The 18,084-nt window shown below is 58.8% G+C and carries 14 protein-coding genes and 2 pseudogenes; 10 read left to right on the top strand and 6 right to left on the bottom strand.

Going from position 1 to position 18,084, the window contains the following annotated elements:
* Positions 1-144: 144 nt before the first annotated feature.
* Positions 145-1,181, bottom strand: a pseudogene (locus N2600_RS27815) (alpha/beta fold hydrolase).
* Positions 1,182-2,367: 1,186 nt separating this feature from the next.
* Between N2600_RS27815 and N2600_RS27820 the strand changes: the two are divergent.
* The 3 genes from N2600_RS27820 to N2600_RS27830 all read left to right on the top strand — a co-directional run bounded on the left by N2600_RS27820 (position 2,368) and on the right by N2600_RS27830 (position 4,057).
* On the top strand, positions 2,368-3,078 hold the full coding sequence (locus N2600_RS27820; RefSeq protein WP_025398041.1) for an SDR family NAD(P)-dependent oxidoreductase: 711 nt from the start codon (positions 2,368-2,370) through the stop codon (positions 3,076-3,078).
* A 73-nt stretch (positions 3,079-3,151) separates the two neighbouring features.
* The gene (locus N2600_RS27825; protein ID WP_170276954.1) at positions 3,152-3,784 is read left to right on the top strand and encodes a DsbA family protein; all 633 of its coding nucleotides are present in this window, start codon (positions 3,152-3,154) and stop codon (positions 3,782-3,784) included.
* A gap of 36 nt (positions 3,785-3,820) precedes the next feature.
* Positions 3,821-4,057 (top strand): tautomerase family protein, encoded by a 237-nt coding sequence (locus N2600_RS27830; protein ID WP_170256093.1) that lies wholly within the window; start codon positions 3,821-3,823, stop codon positions 4,055-4,057.
* Positions 4,058-4,179: 122 nt separating this feature from the next.
* Here the strand turns inward: N2600_RS27830 and N2600_RS27835 are convergent, their stop codons facing one another.
* From N2600_RS27835 to N2600_RS27845, 3 genes are all read right to left on the bottom strand, one after another.
* On the bottom strand, positions 4,180-6,288 hold the full coding sequence (locus tag N2600_RS27835) for an ATP-binding protein (protein WP_260298987.1): 2,109 nt from the start codon (positions 6,286-6,288) through the stop codon (positions 4,180-4,182).
* 433 nt (positions 6,289-6,721) lie between these two features.
* Positions 6,722-6,934, bottom strand: coding sequence for a hypothetical protein (locus N2600_RS27840; RefSeq protein WP_222282240.1), 213 nt, complete (start codon positions 6,932-6,934; stop codon positions 6,722-6,724).
* 436 nt (positions 6,935-7,370) lie between these two features.
* The gene (locus N2600_RS27845; RefSeq protein ID WP_222282239.1) at positions 7,371-8,000 is read right to left on the bottom strand and encodes a hypothetical protein; all 630 of its coding nucleotides are present in this window, start codon (positions 7,998-8,000) and stop codon (positions 7,371-7,373) included.
* A 332-nt stretch (positions 8,001-8,332) separates the two neighbouring features.
* Between N2600_RS27845 and N2600_RS27850 the strand changes: the two genes are divergently transcribed.
* From N2600_RS27850 to N2600_RS27860, 3 genes are all read left to right on the top strand, one after another.
* Complete coding sequence (locus N2600_RS27850; RefSeq protein WP_260298988.1) at positions 8,333-10,672, top strand: PAS domain-containing sensor histidine kinase; 2,340 nt, start codon at positions 8,333-8,335, stop codon at positions 10,670-10,672.
* Positions 10,653-11,309: a response regulator transcription factor gene (locus N2600_RS27855; protein WP_170256097.1), complete on the top strand. Its 657-nt coding sequence runs from the start codon at positions 10,653-10,655 to the stop codon at positions 11,307-11,309. Before N2600_RS27850 ends, N2600_RS27855 begins: the two co-directional genes overlap by 20 nt.
* Positions 11,310-11,390: 81 nt before the next feature.
* Complete coding sequence (locus tag N2600_RS27860) at positions 11,391-11,786, top strand: response regulator transcription factor (RefSeq protein ID WP_222295886.1); 396 nt, start codon at positions 11,391-11,393, stop codon at positions 11,784-11,786.
* Positions 11,787-12,637: 851 nt separating this feature from the next.
* Here the strand turns inward: N2600_RS27860 and N2600_RS27865 are convergent.
* Both N2600_RS27865 and N2600_RS27870 read right to left on the bottom strand, forming a co-directional pair.
* Entirely contained in the window at positions 12,638-13,411 is a 774-nt protein-coding gene (locus N2600_RS27865; protein ID WP_222282236.1) for an alpha/beta fold hydrolase, read from the bottom strand.
* Between the two features lie 253 nt (positions 13,412-13,664).
* Positions 13,665-14,477 (bottom strand): response regulator, encoded by an 813-nt coding sequence (locus N2600_RS27870; RefSeq protein WP_260298989.1) that lies wholly within the window; start codon positions 14,475-14,477, stop codon positions 13,665-13,667.
* 368 nt (positions 14,478-14,845) lie between these two features.
* Between N2600_RS27870 and N2600_RS27875 the strand changes: the two genes are divergently transcribed.
* From N2600_RS27875 to N2600_RS27890, 4 genes and pseudogenes are all read left to right on the top strand, one after another.
* Positions 14,846-15,835 (top strand): alpha/beta fold hydrolase, encoded by a 990-nt coding sequence (locus N2600_RS27875; RefSeq protein ID WP_260298990.1) that lies wholly within the window; start codon positions 14,846-14,848, stop codon positions 15,833-15,835.
* A gap of 79 nt (positions 15,836-15,914) precedes the next feature.
* Positions 15,915-16,882: pseudogene (locus tag N2600_RS27880) on the top strand (MBL fold metallo-hydrolase).
* Positions 16,883-16,938: 56 nt separating this feature from the next.
* The gene (locus N2600_RS27885; RefSeq protein ID WP_260298991.1) at positions 16,939-17,571 is read left to right on the top strand and encodes a pyridoxamine 5'-phosphate oxidase family protein; all 633 of its coding nucleotides are present in this window, start codon (positions 16,939-16,941) and stop codon (positions 17,569-17,571) included.
* Positions 17,572-17,605: 34 nt separating this feature from the next.
* On the top strand, positions 17,606-18,070 hold the full coding sequence (locus N2600_RS27890) for a nuclear transport factor 2 family protein (RefSeq protein WP_260298992.1): 465 nt from the start codon (positions 17,606-17,608) through the stop codon (positions 18,068-18,070).
* The last annotated feature ends 14 nt before the right edge of the window (positions 18,071-18,084 follow it).

Here is an 18,084-nt window from a genome sequence, read left to right on the forward strand (position 1 = left end):
GTAGTCGAGCGACGCTGACGAGAACACGCCACCCATCACACGGCTGGCGAGCGCGGCGCCAGCCTGTTTTTTATGATGGATATCATCGAAATATTCGATAATCGTGCAGCGGCGACAGAGCGTTGGTTGACCATTCCTGATCTTTCACGCCCAGGAATCGACATCCCCTACCGCCTTGGCGAAGGTCTCGGGGGCTTCCTGCGGGAGGTTGTGGCCAACTCCGCCAGTTAACAGACGGTGTTCGTACTTCCCTTTGAACTTCCCGGCGTAGGCCTTCGGATCCGGATGGGGGGCTCCGTTTGCGTCACCTTCCATCGTGATCGTGGGAACGTGGATTTCGGGAGCGGAAGCGAGCTTGGTTTCGAACTCGTCGAACCGCGTCTCGCCTTCCGTCAGACCAAGCCGCCAGCGATAGTTATCGACGACGATCGCGACGTGGTCGGGATTGGCAAACGCTGCGGCGCTCCGTTCGAACGTCGGGTCGTCGAACTTCCAACGCGGGGAGGCGAGCTGCCAGATCAGCTTGGCGAAGTCGTTCGTGTATTTTTCATAGCCGTCGCGGCCGCGGTCCGTCGCGAAGTAGAACTGGTACCACCACTGAAGCTCCGCAGAGGGCGGCAAGGGCGCCTTTCCAGCAGTCTGGTTTCCGATCAAATAGCCGCTGACGGACACAAGGCCTTTGCATCGTTCCGGCCACAGCGCGGCGACGATGTCGGCGGTGCGCGCACCCCAGTCGAACCCCGCCAGGGTGGCCTCGTCGATCTTCAGAGCATCCATCAGCTTGACAGCGTCGACGGCAAGAGCCGATTGCTGGCCGTTGCGCAAGGTGCTGTCGGACAGGAACGTCGTGCTGCCGTATCCGCGCAGATGCGGTACGATCACGCGATGACCCTGGTCGGCCAGCAACGGGGCCACCTCGGCAAAGGCGTTGATGTCGTAGGGCCAGCCATGAAAAAGGATGACTGGTGACCCATTGCGGGGACCTAGGTCGGCGTATCCGACATTGAGGTCTCCGGCGTCGATGCGTCCGTCGGCGACCAACCATGGCTGTTCTGGCGAACGGCTTTTTCCCTCTGATCCGCCCCCGCGGTGCGTCCTGCGAGGATTCCGGCGACCGTCAGCCCAAGAGCGACCCCGCCGAGGGACCGACGTGTGAGGTTTCCAGTTTCAAGATTGGGCATGACTGCTTCTCCGGTCATAGACGATGAATGGCTGCCGCTCGAGATCCTCGAGAGTGGCGTTGGCCAGCGAAGTTTGAGACTGGCGGGTCGGATCCGCTAGTGGACTAAGGTGTCGGGCATACGAAGGTATCGTCGATACCTAGGTGCAACAGCCACGGTTTACGGTTCGACATATTGATTTCCTGACCGCGGTGGTGTGCCGACAACGCTTCAGGAGATGACGATGCGTTACAGAGACGACGAGCCGAAGGGCACCATTTTTCCCGGCGTGGTACTCCTTCTCGCGATGGCAGGTCTTGTCGGCGCGTTGGTTTCGATGAGGCAATCGACGGCACCGGTCCGGGTCTGGGTGCCCGTTCAGTCGACGGGCTCCCCCGCAGGGAAGTCTACGGCGACCTGCTCCCCCGCTTGGGCGGTCTGCAATTCGAGGGACTCGATTTGATATCCTGAACCAAAGGCAAAACCGATGAAGCGGCAGGTTGACATGTGCGGGGCGCTACTGTGGCCGGAGGATGTAGCGATGATACGCGGCCTGGTCAGGGAGTACTGTGAAAGCCGACGATGCGAGACACAAGGCGCCGAAGCCGAGGACACGGCCAGGCGCCTCCTACGGTGGTTCCAGAGTGGAGTAACAGATAGGGAAAACCTTCGTCGCCTTCTCCCGCCGATCTGAGTGTCCGGACGCGAACGCCCATCGCCCCGCGTCGTATGAGGGTGTCGCGCGCGGCAAGGACGTCGGACACCACGAAATGCATGCCTCGAGCGGAACTGGGCGCCGCAGTGGTGATGTCCTGGCCGAACAATACAGTGCTTCCGGAGCCGGGCGGGGTTAACTGGAGGATGCGATAGTCGTAGGGCGTGGCGCGGTCCATGTCCGCCGCCAGCCAGGCTTTCATAGAGCTTTCTGGCACGATCCCGGCGGCGGCCTGATGCTACCGAGGGGGGTCAGAACCGATATCGTCCGACGGAACGCCCGAAACCTCGCGTCCGTCCTCGCCTACGATCGGAAATCTTAGGCGAGCGCCGATCGATACGAGCGACAAGACATTATCCCGAAAAACGGTGGAGTGAATACCGCTTCTCAGTAATTCTCCCGATGATCGTGAGCGCTTAAATCCATTGCACCGACGCCGAGGGCGTAGGGCGGCCCGAACAAGGACCGCTGCAATTGAAAGGATGTAATATCATGAGCAATCAGCAGAAGGTCGCCATCATCACCGGTGCGTCTCAGGGCATCGGCGCGGGTCTGGTCCGCGCCTATCGTGAGCGGAACTATCGCGTCGTCGCCACCTCGCGTTCGATCAAACAGGGGTCGGACGACGGCGTGCATGCCGTGGCGGGCGACATCTCCAATTCCGAGACCGCAGAGCGCGTCGTCCGCGAGGCGATTCAACGCTTCGGCCGGATCGACACGTTGGTCAACAACGCGGGCGTATTCACCGCAAAGCCCTTCGTCGACTTCACGCAGGAAGACTACGACCTGAACTTCGGCGTGAACGTTTCGGGCTTCTTCCACATCACGCAGCGGGCTGCGAGGGAAATGCTCAAGCAAGGTTCCGGACACATCGTCAGCATCACGACGAGCCTCGTAGACCAGCCGGTGTCGAGCGTTCCCACGGCTCTCGCTTCGCTCACCAAGGGCGGTCTGAACGCCGTCACGAAGGAACTGGCCATCGAGTTCGCCAAGACGGGCGTCCGCGTCAACGCCGTGTCTCCTGGCGTCATCAAGACCCCGATGCACGCTCCCGAGACTCACGAGTTCCTGTCCGCTCTGCATCCGGTCGGGCACATGGGCGAGATCAGCGACATCGTCGACGCCGTGATCTACCTAGAGAGCGCAAGCTTCGTCACGGGAGAGATCCTACACGTCGACGGTGGCCAGAACGCCGGCCGCTAGTAGGCCTCAAACAGGACGCGGGCTCGTGGCGTGGCTACGCCGCGCGCCCTGCAAGCGAGTGAAAGGAAAGACAATGGAACTTGTACTGGCCGCAGATCCCATGTGCTCGTGGTGTTATGGATTCGGCAAGCAGATGGAGCTGCTGCTTGAGCGGCGTCCGGACGCCTCGTTGAAGATCGTCCTCGGTGGGCTCCGGGCGGGCGCGACGGACATTCTTGACGACGCGGGCAAGCAGTTCAGACTACATCATTGGGCGAAGGTCGAGGAAGCCAGCGGCGTATCGTTCAACCGAGAAGGCCTGCTTGCAAGAACTGGCTTCGTCTATGACACCGAGCCCGTATGCCGTGGGGTCGTGACCGCCCGGATTCTTTATCCGGAAGCGGATCTTCTGAAGGTCTTCCGCGCATTCCAACACGCCTTCTACGTCGATGCGCTCGATACTACGAACGGCCTGGTCTTGGCGGAAGTCGGATCCCGTGCTCTTGAGGAAGTTGGTCATCCCGTCAGCGTTGACGAATTTCTCGAGACCTACAAGAAGCGGAGCACCATCGATGAGGCCGCGACAGACTTCGCGACGTCTCGTCTCATGGGCGTTTCGAGCTTCCCCACGCTGTTCCTTAAGAAGGGTGGAACTCTTCGAAGGGTCGGCGCTGGATATGCGCATGTCGATGAACTTGAGAAGCACCTTGCGGCAATGGCCGCCTAGCAGATCGATCCAGATCTTGAACGAGGAGACTACGAAATGCCCATAGTGACCGTACAGGTAACCCGTGAAGGCACGGCACCTGATCGCAGCTCGGTTACCGCCGAAGAGAAAGCCGCAATCATCGCCGGCGTCAGCAAGGTCATGCTCGACGTCCTCAACAAGCCGCTGGAATCGACTTACGTGGTGATCGAGGAGATCGACCTGGACAACTGGGGCTGGGGCGGCCTTCCAACAGTTCAGTATCGGAAGAAGAAGGCTGAGGGAAAAGCATGACCTCAGGTTAATCCACGAAACCTGCTGGCCTCAGGTGACCACCTGCGGCTTGTGCGTGCGCCAGGCATCGCGTGGTGTGAGAACACCGTTTGGCCGGGGTGGTAATCCTATCGAACTGGAACTTATTGGGGTGGGCTCTGAAGTGGTATCGAAAACGAGACGGTCGCGCCCGGCCCGTCGTTCGGTTCTGCCCACATTATCCCACCGTGGTTTTCGATGATCGAGCGGCTGATAGCGAGACCGATTCCCATGCCGTCCTGCTTTGTGGTGAAGAAAGCTTCGAACATCTGGTCAGCATTCTCCAGCGGAAATCCTATGCCCACATCGGTAATCGACAAGACTGCCGATTCTTCAATGTCCACGTGCGTGCTCACGGTCAGGATTCTTGGTCGCCTTTCGATATCGCCCATTGCGTCCCTCGCGTTCAACAGCATGTTTAGGATGACTTGTTGCAACTGGACGCGATCCCCCATGATCAGAAGTGCTTTGGGCTCTAGTTGAGCGGTCACACTGATCGATTTCTGATGCATATCTCTTGCAGACAAAATGATGACCTCGCGGGCAAGGTCGTTTAGGTCGGTATACTCCATTGTAGATGGCTGGCGCGCGAACATTGCCCGGAGCCGCTTGATTATCTCCGTAGCGCGCATTGTATCGCGAATGGTCCTTCGCGCCGTTTCGGAGGCGGCTTGGATATTGGGGGGGCTGAGGGCCAGCAGGCGCAGACATGCATTGGCATTAGTTAGAATCCCAGCCAATGGCTGGCTGACCTCATGTGCGATCGATGCTGTTAGCGCGCTCATCGTCATGACGCGGGAGACGTAGGCCAAGTCTTCGCGGGCTTTGACTAGAGCTTCCTCTCCGCGCTGAAGTGCTTCCTGTGCGTTTTTGAAATCAGTAATGTCCTGAACGGTCCCCACCAAAACCGGACTATCACCGACGTGATAGGAAATCTTTGCCAACCCTCTTAGGAATTTGAGAGCGGCGTGTGAAGTCACGATCCTGAATGTGACGTCAATGCTTTGCCCAGAAAGCGCGCGCTGTAATTCTCTGTTGAACTTTTCGAGATCGTCGCGATAGACTCGCTTCCGAACGTCGTGGATGTCGGGTTCGAGGGACGGGTCGATATCGAATATCCGGTACAGTTCTTCAGACCACACGCATTCATTTTTCTGGATGTCGAACGTGAAGCTTCCTGTCGAGCTGATGCGTTGGGCAGCAAGAAGCTGAGCTTGACTCCTGCGAACCTGGGTCTCCCGCCTCACCAAAGCTTCTTCGTGACGGGTTCTATCGATCGAGATACCGATGATGTTTGTCGCTCGATCGACCACCTGTTGCTCAAATAGTGAGAAGGCGGCATATCGCTGACGATATATGGTGAAGACACCGGCCGTGTTTCCATACGGAGAAAGTATCGGCTTGGCGTGGCAGACATTGAAGCCGTTGAGGAGCATGAGCCTCCCCTCGGCGGATCCTGCCAGCGCGTCAGAAGCACAGTCGACAACCTCGACGGGACGCCGGCTGGATGCAGCAAGGCCACAAGGTCCGAGTCCGGCGGCGACCTCACTTCCGTCGAAAACACCGTTGAATTCACCCGGCAGCCTAGGTGCTGCACCAAAACGGAAATGTCGGCGATCCAGAGACAGCTCCAGAATGCAGCAAAAGCAATCGTCGATTAGTTCCTCGACGAGACGGCAGACCTTGTCGAAAACCTCCGCTGTTGCCGTCCCTCTCGCGACCATTTCGAGTATCTCGGTCTCACTGGCAATGAGATGGCCGCCCTGCCATGAATCGTCGACCCTTTGCATGATGAAATTGTCGCCAACACGCTTGTTGCGTTCGACGGCAACCCAACAGTATTTGAGAGCGGCACCGTCGTCCCACGTCGAGGCCGACAACGCAAACCAGCAATACTCACCGCTCAACCGTCGAAGCCGCACATCGGTTTTTACGTCTAATCCTTCTCTACGAGCGTTCACGATTTTAACAGGCAGTGTGATCGCATCATCTGGATGCAACGCGTTAAGTCCATCGGAAGCATGACCTTCTGAGCCGAAATAGGCTCTGAAGCGGCTGTTGCCATAAATAGTTAAGCCTGCCTCGTCCGTTGTCCAAACGATTGCAGGAATTTGCTCGCATATCTCTGACAAGCTAAGTTTTGACAGAAATGCTGCCCCATCGAAAGAAAATGTACCGCCTTTAAGTTGCCTCACCTGATAAGTGCTTCCCACTATTCAAGCTCCAGCAGAAAGTACATATCATTCCGGTCATGAAGGCTGAAGAGTTTTTTTGCTCTCTTAGTTCTCGTTGAAGCGCCTTCGCGAGGCGCTCGACTCGATCCTGACCCTGCCGACGATGAAGGCCCGCTGTCGAGGAACCCGCTAACATGACAGGGCGCCGACAGGACGAGACCAGCTCAGTCGAAGTCGCCGATCTTCCCGATCTGGAAGACTACGATGGGATCGCCTTCCTCGCCCACAGGGTGTCCCTCCCGTTTTACGACGAGTGCGCCCGCGTGCGACCTTGCAGCAGCCTTAGCTTCTTCGACGGCCTCCGCCTCTCCTCCGTCGTAGACCGTTTTCCAAGCCCGGACCGGCTATCCGCGATCATCGAGATCGAATGCCAGTATGCTGATGGAAGTGAACGCTCCGGGAATCGGCGAACTCATGCGGTGCCGCGCTGGGGCTTCTCGACCTGCTCGTCGATTTCCGGCTTCACCTTCTTTCGGGCGTCGCCTTCGAACTTCGCGCGGATGCGTTCCGCTTCCTGGTCGGTCGCCTCAATGGGTTGACCGGAATCGTCCGGAAGGCCGGGACCGCTTTGGGCGATGGTGGAATCCTTCGGGCGGTCATTGAGGCCGTCTGTGATCTTGGACATGGGGAACTCCTTTCGGAGCCTAACGACTATGAGGACTGATTGTTCGGTGAATCGCGAAAAGCTTGCCGAAATCCGGTTCGAGGAAGAGAGGTAGACAACTGAAACCGCAGATTCCGCGCTTCACCGGAAGGGCTTCGAACTCATGACCGGGATACCCTCGAACGACGGGCCGGGTGCTCTGCGTTAAGGGCAATAAAAAAGGCCGGGGCGAAACCGCACCGACCTTTCCAACATCGCTCTCAACACCAGTGCCAGTACATCCGTGGTCAAAAGTAAAAAAGCGACTTCGGCAGTCGCGAACGCTCTCGTGGAGCACTCACCAGCAACGCCGATGACCTGAAGATAGTCGACCACTGCGTCCGTTTCAAGGCCCGCCTTACGAAGCGGGCCGGAGATGCCTTGCTGTAGAACCGCTGGATCCCCGCGATCCGCATGCTTAGCGAAGCAATCCGTCGCGTCCGAACTCCTCCCAGCCCGCCAGTTCCGCGCGAGGGGCTTCGTCGTGCCCGGCGAAGTCATCCGCCTTGACGGTCCTGCCCTTCTTCAATGACCGCGTCAGCTTCGCCTTATATGCTGCCCGCCGTCGGTTCTCCGAGGCCGCGGCCGCATCCTCTTCGCGCCATTCTTCGACGGCGCCTCGATCGAGCAGGTCTTCCACGACGCGCGGGTCGAAGACGTGGAACGTGATCTTCCGCGCGCGGCCGCGCAGTTTCACCGTGCGCGTCCCGGCACTCGGCAGGCGACCGTCCTTCAGCCAGCGATGACGCTCGCTCGTCTTGATCGACAGGATATCCTGGATCTCGCGCGGGATTACAGGCAGGCTTTCGATGTCTTGCAGGGTACTGGCGACAACAGACGCCGCGGCATGGAATTCTGCCTTGGCACTCGCAGGCATCGACAGCGTCAGTTCTCCTTGCTCGATATCGAGCGACTTCTTCGAAGCGACCGGGAGACGTGCACGTAGTTCGAGAAGAATTCCCTTCGCCCGGATCGAAGATCCCAGGGTCGCTGCTGGCGGCAGCACCCATGTCCTGACCAGCTCGACGTTCTTTTCGTCTTTCGGCATGCCGCTTAGATGGGGTCACCAGCGTTCCTCGTCAACGAGTAGGAATTCGCAGGAGCCAGGCGCCACCGATCCGTTCTCGCTGCTCACCGAGTTCCTGGGCAAGCCTATTCCCAGAGGCCGCCAGCTCGAATTCCGCACATGCTGCACTACTGCAGTTGATCGTCCGGGCAGAACTGGGCCTACTCCTCGGACGGGCGGTTGAATATGTCGTTGAGCGAATCGTCGCATGGAAGGGGTTGCACCCCATGGGATACGCTTGACCGCGTTCATAACTAGCTTTCGTCGGCCCTCAGGAATAGCATCCCGGCATGTGATCGCGGAGCAGGGCACCGATGAACGACGTCTCGCATACTGAAGCCCTAGGAATGTCGCACATCGATGCCGCCGAAAAGCACGATCTGGAACAGTTCCTGATATCGGCGTTGCACGCGGCTGGAGCGGACAGGACGTTTATAGTGACGGCCGGCGACGATGGCCTTCTAGTCGCCGCCAAGGCCGCAGCAGGAGATGTCTCATCTGTGGCTGTTCACGAACTGGATGAGATCATCATTGGCGAAGTGATCGGCTCCGGGAAACGAAGAGCGATCTCGGGTCCACACCGATCAATCGCATGCGTTCCGATCAGTTTTCCCGACCGTACCAAGGCAGCGGTTTATCTGGAGATCGAGGGAGATCAAGTCTCCGAACGGCGGTTAGAAAATATCGAGTGGATGGCGACGACATTCGCCACCTCGCTCGCAAAGAGAAAGGCCGACGAGGATCTGCGCTCTGTTAGGGAGGAAGCAGCCAGCGTGGTCCGGGAGCTACGGCTGAACCTCGACATGATCCCCGCCCTTACATGGATCGGTGGCCCCGACGGCGAGCTCGAAGATGCGAGCAGGCAGTGGCACGAATACACGGGCATAAAGCGGCAAGACGCCCTCGGGATGGGGTTCCTGGCGTCGTTCCATCCCGACGATGTTCAGAAAGTCATCGCCGCCTGGACCGACCTTCTCATCGCGGGAAAGGCCGGCGGCGTCGACGCCCGCATCCTTCGACACGACGGCGAGGCACGGTATTTCATGCTCAGAGCCGTGCCATTCGTGGGAGACGATGGCAAGGTCCGGAAGTGGTACGGGATCAACACGGATATCGACGATCTGAAACGTGCGGAGTTCGAACTGGCGAAAAGCCAGGCCGTAATGGCCGAAGCGCAACGTATCATCGAGACCGGCAGTTGGTCGTGGGACATGATGTCGGACGTCTTCACCTGCTCGGCCGAGTGCACGAACATCGTCGGCCTCCCGAGTAACGAGATCACCTTCGAAACCCTCATGGAAAGGGTACATCCAGATGATCGTGAAATGGTCGCGGAAGCGCATGGCCGCGCACTTCAGGGCGACGAACTGAACGTCAAGCACCGTTTCGTCCTGCCGGGCGGCACTGTGAAATTCATCCATGCTCGAGGCCGCTTGATCTACGAGAGAAGCCATCCACTTGCCTACATCGGCACGATCGTCGACGTCACCGACGCAAGGCGCGCCGAAGACCGGATACGCAGTTCGCTTGCCGAAGCCCAACGAGCGCAGGCCTCGCTCGCCGAAGCACAAAAGCTCAGCCACGTCGGCAGCTTCCAGCTCAGACCGTCGACCGGCGAGATCATCTGGTCGGAGGAGATGTACAACATCTACGGTCTCGACCCGGCCCAACCATTGACAGCCGAGGCGATCGTTGAGCGCACGCATCCCGATGATCGAGAGCGGATCAATGCAATTCATGCAACGGGGATCCGCGACCGCAGGCCGTGGGAGGCGGAGCACCGGCTTCTGATGCCGGACGGCTCGATCAGGCACGTGCACTGTGTCACTCGCATGGAGACTGACCCAGAAGAGGAACCTGAGGTGTTCGGGGCGATCATCGATCTGACGGATCGTGTGAACAGCGAGGAGGCGCTCAGGAAAGCCCAAGCCGACGTCGTCAGAATGAACCGCCTGACTGCGATGGGCGCCGTGACCGTCAGTATTGCCCACGAAATGAACCAGCCGCTCATGGCCATCGTCATGAACGCGGCCACATGTCTAAGCTGGCTCGACCGTCCGGAACCGGATCTGGGTGAAGCAAAGATGGCGGCCGAACGGATCGTCAAGGAAGGGAGGCGGGCAGGGGACGTTCTGCTGAACGTCAGAAACATGGCGCGCAATTCGCGTCCACCCATCGCGATAGTTCATATCAACGAAGTCGTCGCCGACGTGCTGACGATGATGCGGAGTGAACTTCGCAGCCGCCAGATCAATGCGTCCGTTTCGTTGTCGCCTACCGTAAATCCGGTCCGGGGCGACAAGGTCCAGCTTCAGCAGGTTCTTCTTAACCTCATTCTCAATGCGGCCGAAGCGATGACTGGAAAGGAGGATGGCCGGATCATCAGTGTGATAAGCGAGGACCGCGGCTCCCATTCCGTGGTCGTCCGCGTCGAGGACAACGGCAGTGGTCTCGACCCCATTGCATCAGAACGTATTTTCGAAGCATTCTTCTCCACCAAGCCGGAGGGGACCGGCATGGGTCTGGCGATCTGCAGGTCTATCGTAGAGGCGCATAGCGGGACGCTGTCCGCGCGAACTCGGGCGTCGGGAGGATCGGTCTTCGAATTCGCGATACCATATGCAAGGGGGGCAGATGAACCAGAAGCAGCGTGAGGACACCTCCGCGCAGGTCGTCGTAATCGAGGACGACGCCGGTGTCCGCGAGTCGCTCGTCGGCCTGCTGCGCTCCATGAAGTTTAACGTGACCTCATTTTCCTCGGCGACCGAGTTCTCGTCGAAAGGCCAATTGGGGTCTGTCGGCTGCATGATCCTGGACGTCCGGCTCCCTGGGCAGAGCGGAATCGAATTTTACGAAGAGGCACGGACCCGTGGTTTCCACCGCCCGGTAATCTTCATGAGCGGTCATGCCGACGTCCCGATCGCCGTTCGAGCGATGAAGGCAGGCGCGGTAGAGTTCCTGACGAAACCGGTGCGCGAGCAGGATCTCCTGGACGCTGTCCACGCCGCGATGAAGCGGGAGAGCCGCTCGACGATGAAGGAGGAGGAGGCAGCGAGCGCCCGAGCCGACTTCGAGACGCTGACGAAACGTGAGCAAGAGGTTCTAATTCGGGTGGTGGAGGGCCAGCGCAACAGGCAGATCTCCACAGCCTTAGGGATTACCGAGGCGACGGTGAAGTTGCACCGAGGGAACGTCATGCAGAAGATGCATGTCCACTCCCTTCCGGAGTTGGTTCGTCATTACGATTTGCTGGAGCTGGGCGAGCCGGCTAACACCTCTACCAAAGGCTAGTTTTCATTTGAAATTTTGTGACGTTAGTCGCATTGCGAGCGTGCAACCCCGGTCTTAGAATCACCATGATAGGATCGATTAATGGTTGATGCCTCGAAGACTTCCCTGGTGATTTGCGTCGAGGATGACGAGCCCGTCCGTGATGCGCTGAGAGGACTGCTGCGCGCCAAAGGCATGCGGGTCGCAGCCTTTGCGTCGGCAGAAGAATTCCTCGCTTCCACGGAGTTGCAGACCGCGGCCTGCCTCGTCACCGACATCCAGCTCGGCGGGATTTCGGGACTGGACTTGCTGGACAAGCTTTCCGGTATGAACAGAAGGATTCCGTCAATTCTTATCACCGCCCACTCCGACGTCGCGGTGGGTGACCGTGCCAGGAATTCAGGGGCGTCGCGTATCTTCCTGAAGCCCGTCAGTCCGACGGACTTGCTGGAGGCGATCAGGACGGCTCTGGCGAGTGATTCTGCTCCCACGGCATAGGAGTGCTCGTCACTTGCCGCTCCACCAGACCAAATCGTCGCTCATGACAACTAACTCGACTTCAACCTGATCACGGCCGAGACGGTCATGCTTTTTCGTCCCCGAGAAGAAATAGTTTGAAGGACTCGAGCTCCCAGGGCGATCGCACGCGGAACGGGCCATGCCCGCAGCCTGCCCCTCTCAGGCCGCGATCTCCGGAGAACATCCCCTCGGATTCCGTCGCGAGGGGATGTTCCTTTTGTGCGCAGGGGAGGTTACCATGGGCTTATACCGCAAAGCTCGAACCCGCAGCCGAATAGAATCACTTGGGCTTCACTCGCCGTAGATGCCAATTCCAATGGTGGCAGTGGCGACGTAGACGCAGAATCCAACGGCTACTCCAGCAAAAACTCCAGCAGCCAAGCTTGTCCTCTGGGTGATAACGATGGCGGCCGCAAGTGGTCCAAGCAGCAAACCGAGCGTTTGCGCAACACCTAGCGCTCCATAGTTCATATTGTGGACTGACTGCTGGACAACATAAATCCAGACAAATATGCCGCCGAAGACGATTAAGCCGGCACAGGCTCCCAAAATCCAGCCATGCCGTCTCCAAACATTCCGTAATTCCCAAAGAGCGGGAGGCAGCGCAAACGCCCACGGTATAAGATCACTTATTGTCCACATTTACGAAACTTCACATGAAGATGTTTCTAGTCTGTGAACCAACCGCTCGAAGACATGGCCTGGGAACACCGTTTACGGTGAATGTGTCGACATCGCGAAACCTTGCCCGAGGTCACCTTTATGGCGACACCGGTCTGCATCCGGCTGCTCCTCATGAAAGGGCGCGATTTGAGTTGATGGCTGTGGCGTTATTTGTCAGCGGCGGCCCGCTCGATCATTGCAGACACCAGTTCGGGATGTGAGATCATCACAACATGGGACGCGCCCTTTACGCCGACCGTTTCCTTTGCGCCCGCTCGCTTCGCCATGAACTCATGGAGTTCGCTCGGAATATTCTTGTCGGCGGTGCCGTAGATGAAATGGGAAGGCAGCTTCTTCCAGGATGGATCGCCGGAAGGATCGTTCAGGGCCTCGGCCGTCACCGGACGCTGCTCCGCACCCATGAGTGCCGCCTGCTGCTCCGTGACGTCCGCAGCGAACTGCTTCCAGAACTTGCTCTGCAGGATGTAGAGATCGTGCTTTCCGTCGGGCTGGATGACGGGTGGTGCCAGCGCGTCGCCGAGCGTGCCCGTCGGGAACTTCTTGCCAAGGCTGCCAGCGCTTTCTCCGTTGTCCGGCGCGAGGCCCGCGACGAAGACGAGGGACTTGACGTTGGTTCCTTCGACCGCGACGTCGGTGATAACCGAGCCGCCATATGAATGGCCGACTAGCACGACCGGCCCGTCGATGGACTTTATGACTGCGGAAACATAGTCGGAGTCGTACTTCAGTCCCCGGAGCGGGTTCGCCACCGCGACGACTGGATATCCGTCCTTCACCAGTTTGGCGGCGACTCCGTCCCAGCTCGCCGACTCCGCGAAGGCGCCGTGGACGAGGACGATTGTCGGCTTAGAGGCCGCCATCGCGTTCTGTCCCAGGATTAGCGCTGTGATCAATGCTGAACTAGACAACCAATTACTCATGCGAAGAACCTCACACTGTGGCGCGCCTGACGCTTTGTGCATGCGCGCTCGATTTACGTTCTCCGGAGGCTACTACGCGGCGCCGTCCAAAGGCGTGAGTTGTCGAGAGGGCGTGTGAGATCCAGTTGGCCGCGGATTCTGCGGCCGGTGTCGATCAGGAATATGGAAAAGGTCAAGATCGGCGCCACAACGGATAAAGGCGGCACTCGGGCCGCCTTCCATTAAGCGTCAATGCTCCGTCGCGCCTGTGCGGTTATGCGTTTATTGCCATATCCACCGCGGTTAGCAGATCCTGATGCCGCACCGGCTTTGTCAAAAACTCAAACGCGCCTGCCTTCATGGCCCGGACGGACATCTGAATATCCGCATGACCGCTTATGAAGATGATCGGGTAGCGCATGCCAGTCTTCAGGAGGTCGGCCTGGAAGTCCAAGCCGCTCCTTCCGGGCAGGCAGACGTCGAGGATGAGGCAGTCGGGCTGATCCGCGTGTCCGCTCTCCTGATATTCCTTGACCGATTCAAAAGCGGCGATGTCGAGGCCGACCGATCGTAACAGTGTCGATATCGAGCGCCTAACGCTCTCGTCGTCTTCGATCAGGACGATGTGCGGCGTGGCAGCTTTGGTTGCTACGGAAGTGGCGATCGACCGCATCGCGTCGAACCGCGGCTCGTTTTCGCACACCATGTCGTCCCTGATCAGCATATAGCCTCTCCGGACGATCGTCTTGATCAAGTTGCCGTGGCTGCCCAACGCCCGCCTCAATGATTTGACTTGGAAGCGAAGATTGCATTCCTCGACCACCATCGACGGCCACACTTCGTTCAGGATTTCGTCCTTGCTTACGATCCTTCCCTTGGACTTCAAAAGGACCATCAGAAGGTCGAACGCCCGCCCACCAATCTCTTGCGGTCGCCCATCCAGCAAGAGCTGACGGGAATGCGGAACCGCACGGAAACGCCCAAAGCGTATGGCATCGTCAAAAGATCCACGCGTTGCCTCTCTCGGTGGCGGGTAGGCGTCTGATGAGGTTGGTTGATCGAGCGCGTCGTCGAATTGGACCTGCATGGCTGACTTGCCCCCTCGGCTGCAATTGTTCACCCCACTCCTGAGATCGATTTGTACAAATCTATGCCCAGTGCGAAGTGCGATCTGCAAGTGCGTGCGATTGAGGTGAAAGCCTAGCTCCCTCCATGCACGCAAGCAATCCGACCAATGGTCAGTCCGGCCCCGACAACGTCGTGAAAAACTAGACCAAGGTCTAGGAGTTCGAAGGACTTGGCGAAGTTGCCTGGCATCACGTCTCACGGAAACTCACGGCCCCTTACGACAACTAGCTCGTCGTTTCCGCCCATCGAGCGTAGCAATGATTGGGAAATCAGCGACGCGACGAGCGGTCGCCATCACGTTCCTAATTCATTGAACCGGAGGCTGAAATGAACAGATCGATCATCAGCAAGACTGCATTGGCCATAGCAATCGCATTGTCCGCATCGACGGCCCTGCCGGCCACGTCCTACGCGGCCAAGAAAGTCGCCGCCACGCATAAGCTGGTCGTCCCGCAGGTCACTTATCACACTGTGGACGTCGACGGCACCCAGGTCTTCTACCGCGAAGCGGGTCCCGCCGACGCCCCAGTCGTGCTTCTGCTCCACGGGTTCCCGACGTCATCGCACATGTTCCGGAACCTGATCCCGATCCTGGCCGACAAATATCACGTCATCGCGCCGGACTACCCTGGCTTCGGCCAGAGCGACGCGCCCGACCACACTAAGTTCGCCTACACGTTCCAGCACTACGCGGACATCGTCGACAGCCTTCTCGGCAAGCTGGATGTCAAGCAATACTCGATGTACGTGATGGACTATGGCGCTCCGGTCGGATACCGGCTGGCGCTCAAGCACCCCGACCGCGTTTCGGCGCTGATCGTCCAGAACGGCAACGCCTATGAGGAAGGCCTAAAGGAGTTCTGGGATCCGATCAAGGTATACTGGAAGAGCGACACGCCCGCCAACCGCGAGGCCTTGTCGGTGCTCGTCGCCCCTGAAACGACGAAGTTCCAGTATACCGACGGCATGAGCGATATCGTTCACATCGACCCCGACAACTGGGGCCACGACCAGCCCTTGCTCGACCGTCCCGGCAACAAAGATATCCAGCTCGACCTTTTCCACGACTACGGAACGAACGTCCCTCTCTATCCGAAATTCCAGGAATTCTTCCGGGACCAGAAGCCGCCGACCCTGATCGTTTGGGGGAAGAACGACAAGATCTTCCCGGCCGACGGCGCGTCGCCCTATCTGCGCGACCTACCGCACGCCGAGATGCATCTGCTCGACACTGGCCACTTCGCGCTCGAAGACAAACTGCCGGAGATGGCTCCGATAATTCATGATTTCCTCGATCGAAAACTTAGCCGGAACTAGATCGAGGCGGCCACCACGTACGCCTCCCAGCGTGGTGGCACCCTTTCATCGCGCCTGTCGCAACACGATGGAGCAGGAAATGAACAAGCACGATTACGCGCTCTCGAGACGTGGTTTCTGCCTCTGCTGCCTCGGCGGCGCTACCTTCGCGGCCACGGGCGGCTGGCTGACTCCGGCCGAGGTTTTCGCCGCTGCTAAAAGTCTTGTCGTCCAGATCCGCGAAGCTGCCGCCGCAGCCGACATCACAACGACCAAGTTGCGGGGCGGCGTCAGTGCGTTGTCCGGTTCCGGAGGGAACATGGGCGTCCTGGTCGGCGACGATGGACAGCTTATCGTCGATGCCGGAATTACGGCAACCCGCCCGCGCATCGAGAAGGCGCTCGCGGATCTCGGTCCGCAGCCTGTTGGGCATCTAATCAACTCACATTGGCATTTCGATCATTCAGACGGCAACGAATGGCTGAATTCTGAGGGAGCCATGATCATGGCTCATCCGAACACGCTGAAACATTTGACGGCAGCCACCCGCGTGGAGGACTGGGATTTCGACTTCCCGCCTTCGCCGAAGGGCGCGCTGCCGACGATGCTGATGAAGGACGACGAGGAGACGCTGAAGCTGAACGGCCAGACGATTGCGCTGAAGTACTACGGTCCCGCCCATACGACAGCGACATCTCGGTCTTCTTCCAGGAAGTGAACGTCGTCCATGTGGGCGACACCTTCTGGAACGGCGTCTATCCTTTCATCGACTATTCGACGGGCGGCAGCATCGAAGGGCAGATCAATGCAGCCGAGGCCAATGTCAAGATGGTGGATGACCAGACGATCGTGGTTCCCGGCCACGGCGAAATCGGCAACAAGAAAGACCTCATCGCCTGGCGGGACATGCTTATAGGCATCCGGGAAAACGTCGCCAAGCTGAAAAAGGATGGACGTAGTGCGGAGGATGCGGTCGCCGCCAAGCCCACGGAGCAGTGGGACTCCGTCTTCGGGAAATGGGCGATCTCGCCGGCGCTGTTCACCCGCCTTGTGTACGAAGGCGTCTGAGCGGAAACTCCCCGCGGCGGCGCCGGGCCGCGAATCCATAAGAAGGGCAGGCGACCGTGGATACTCAAAAGCATATTTCGAGCGACGTCGCGTTTTCCTCGTCGGTGAAGGAGATCCAGACAAGGAAGGGCTCGCGCCGGTCCTATGCCCGTGTCGAAGAGCGTGGCGGATGGGCGACGGCGATCACGCCGGATCTGAAGGATTTCATCGAGAAGCAGATCAGTATTTTCATGGCAACCGCCAACAAGAATTGCCAGCCTTATATCCAGCACCGGGGCGGCCCGCCTGGATTCCTCCGCGTCATCGACGAGACCACGTTGGGATTCGCGGACTACGTCGGCAACCGCCAATACATCACTCAGGGAAACCTGGTCGACAACGACAAGGCGCAGCTCTTCCTGATCGACTATGGCAGTCGTTCTCGAGTGAAGATCTGGGGAAGGGCAAGCGTGGTCGAAGGCAATACGGCGCTTATAGATCAGTTGATGCCGAAAGATTACCAGGCCAGGCCCGAGCAGGTCATCCTCTTCCATGTCGAGGCCTGGGACGCCAACTGCCCGCAGCACATTCCGCTGCGGTTCGAGGCTGACGAAGTCTTGAAGTCGATCGAAAGCAGGGACGCGCGGATAAAAGAACTGGAGGCGGAGATCGCGACGCTTAAGTCCGCGAAATCTTCCGTCGTCCAATAGTCTCGCTCAAAGGATTCAAGAAAGGATTCATGACATGACCCGCCCTCCATTGCCTCCCTTCACCTTCCAATCCGCTATCGAGAAAGTACGGCTGGCGGAGGATGGCTGGAATTCGCGCGATCCAGTGAAGGTCGCGCTCGCGTATACCGTCGACAGCCACTGGCGGAACCGTGCGGAGTTCGTCGTCGGGCGCACGGCCATCGAATCCTTCCTTACGCGCAAGTGGGCGAAGGAACTTGACTATCGCTTGATCAAGGAACTGTGGGCGTTTTCCGGGAACCGGATCGCTGTGCGCTTCGCCTACGAGCATCACGACGACAGCGGCACCTGGTTTCGGGCGTATGGCAACGAAAATTGGGAATTCGACGCCGACGGGCTTATGAAATACCGGCACGCGTCAATCAACGAGCACCCCATCAAGCCTGAAGAACGTGCCTTCAATTGGCCGCTCGGAAGAAGGCCAGACGAGCATTGGGGCCTAAGCCACTTCGGATTCTGAGCATTGGTCGCATC

Source organism: Rhizobium sp. WSM1274, assembly GCF_025200775.1.
Taxonomy (GTDB): domain Bacteria; phylum Pseudomonadota; class Alphaproteobacteria; order Rhizobiales; family Rhizobiaceae; genus Rhizobium; species Rhizobium leguminosarum_I.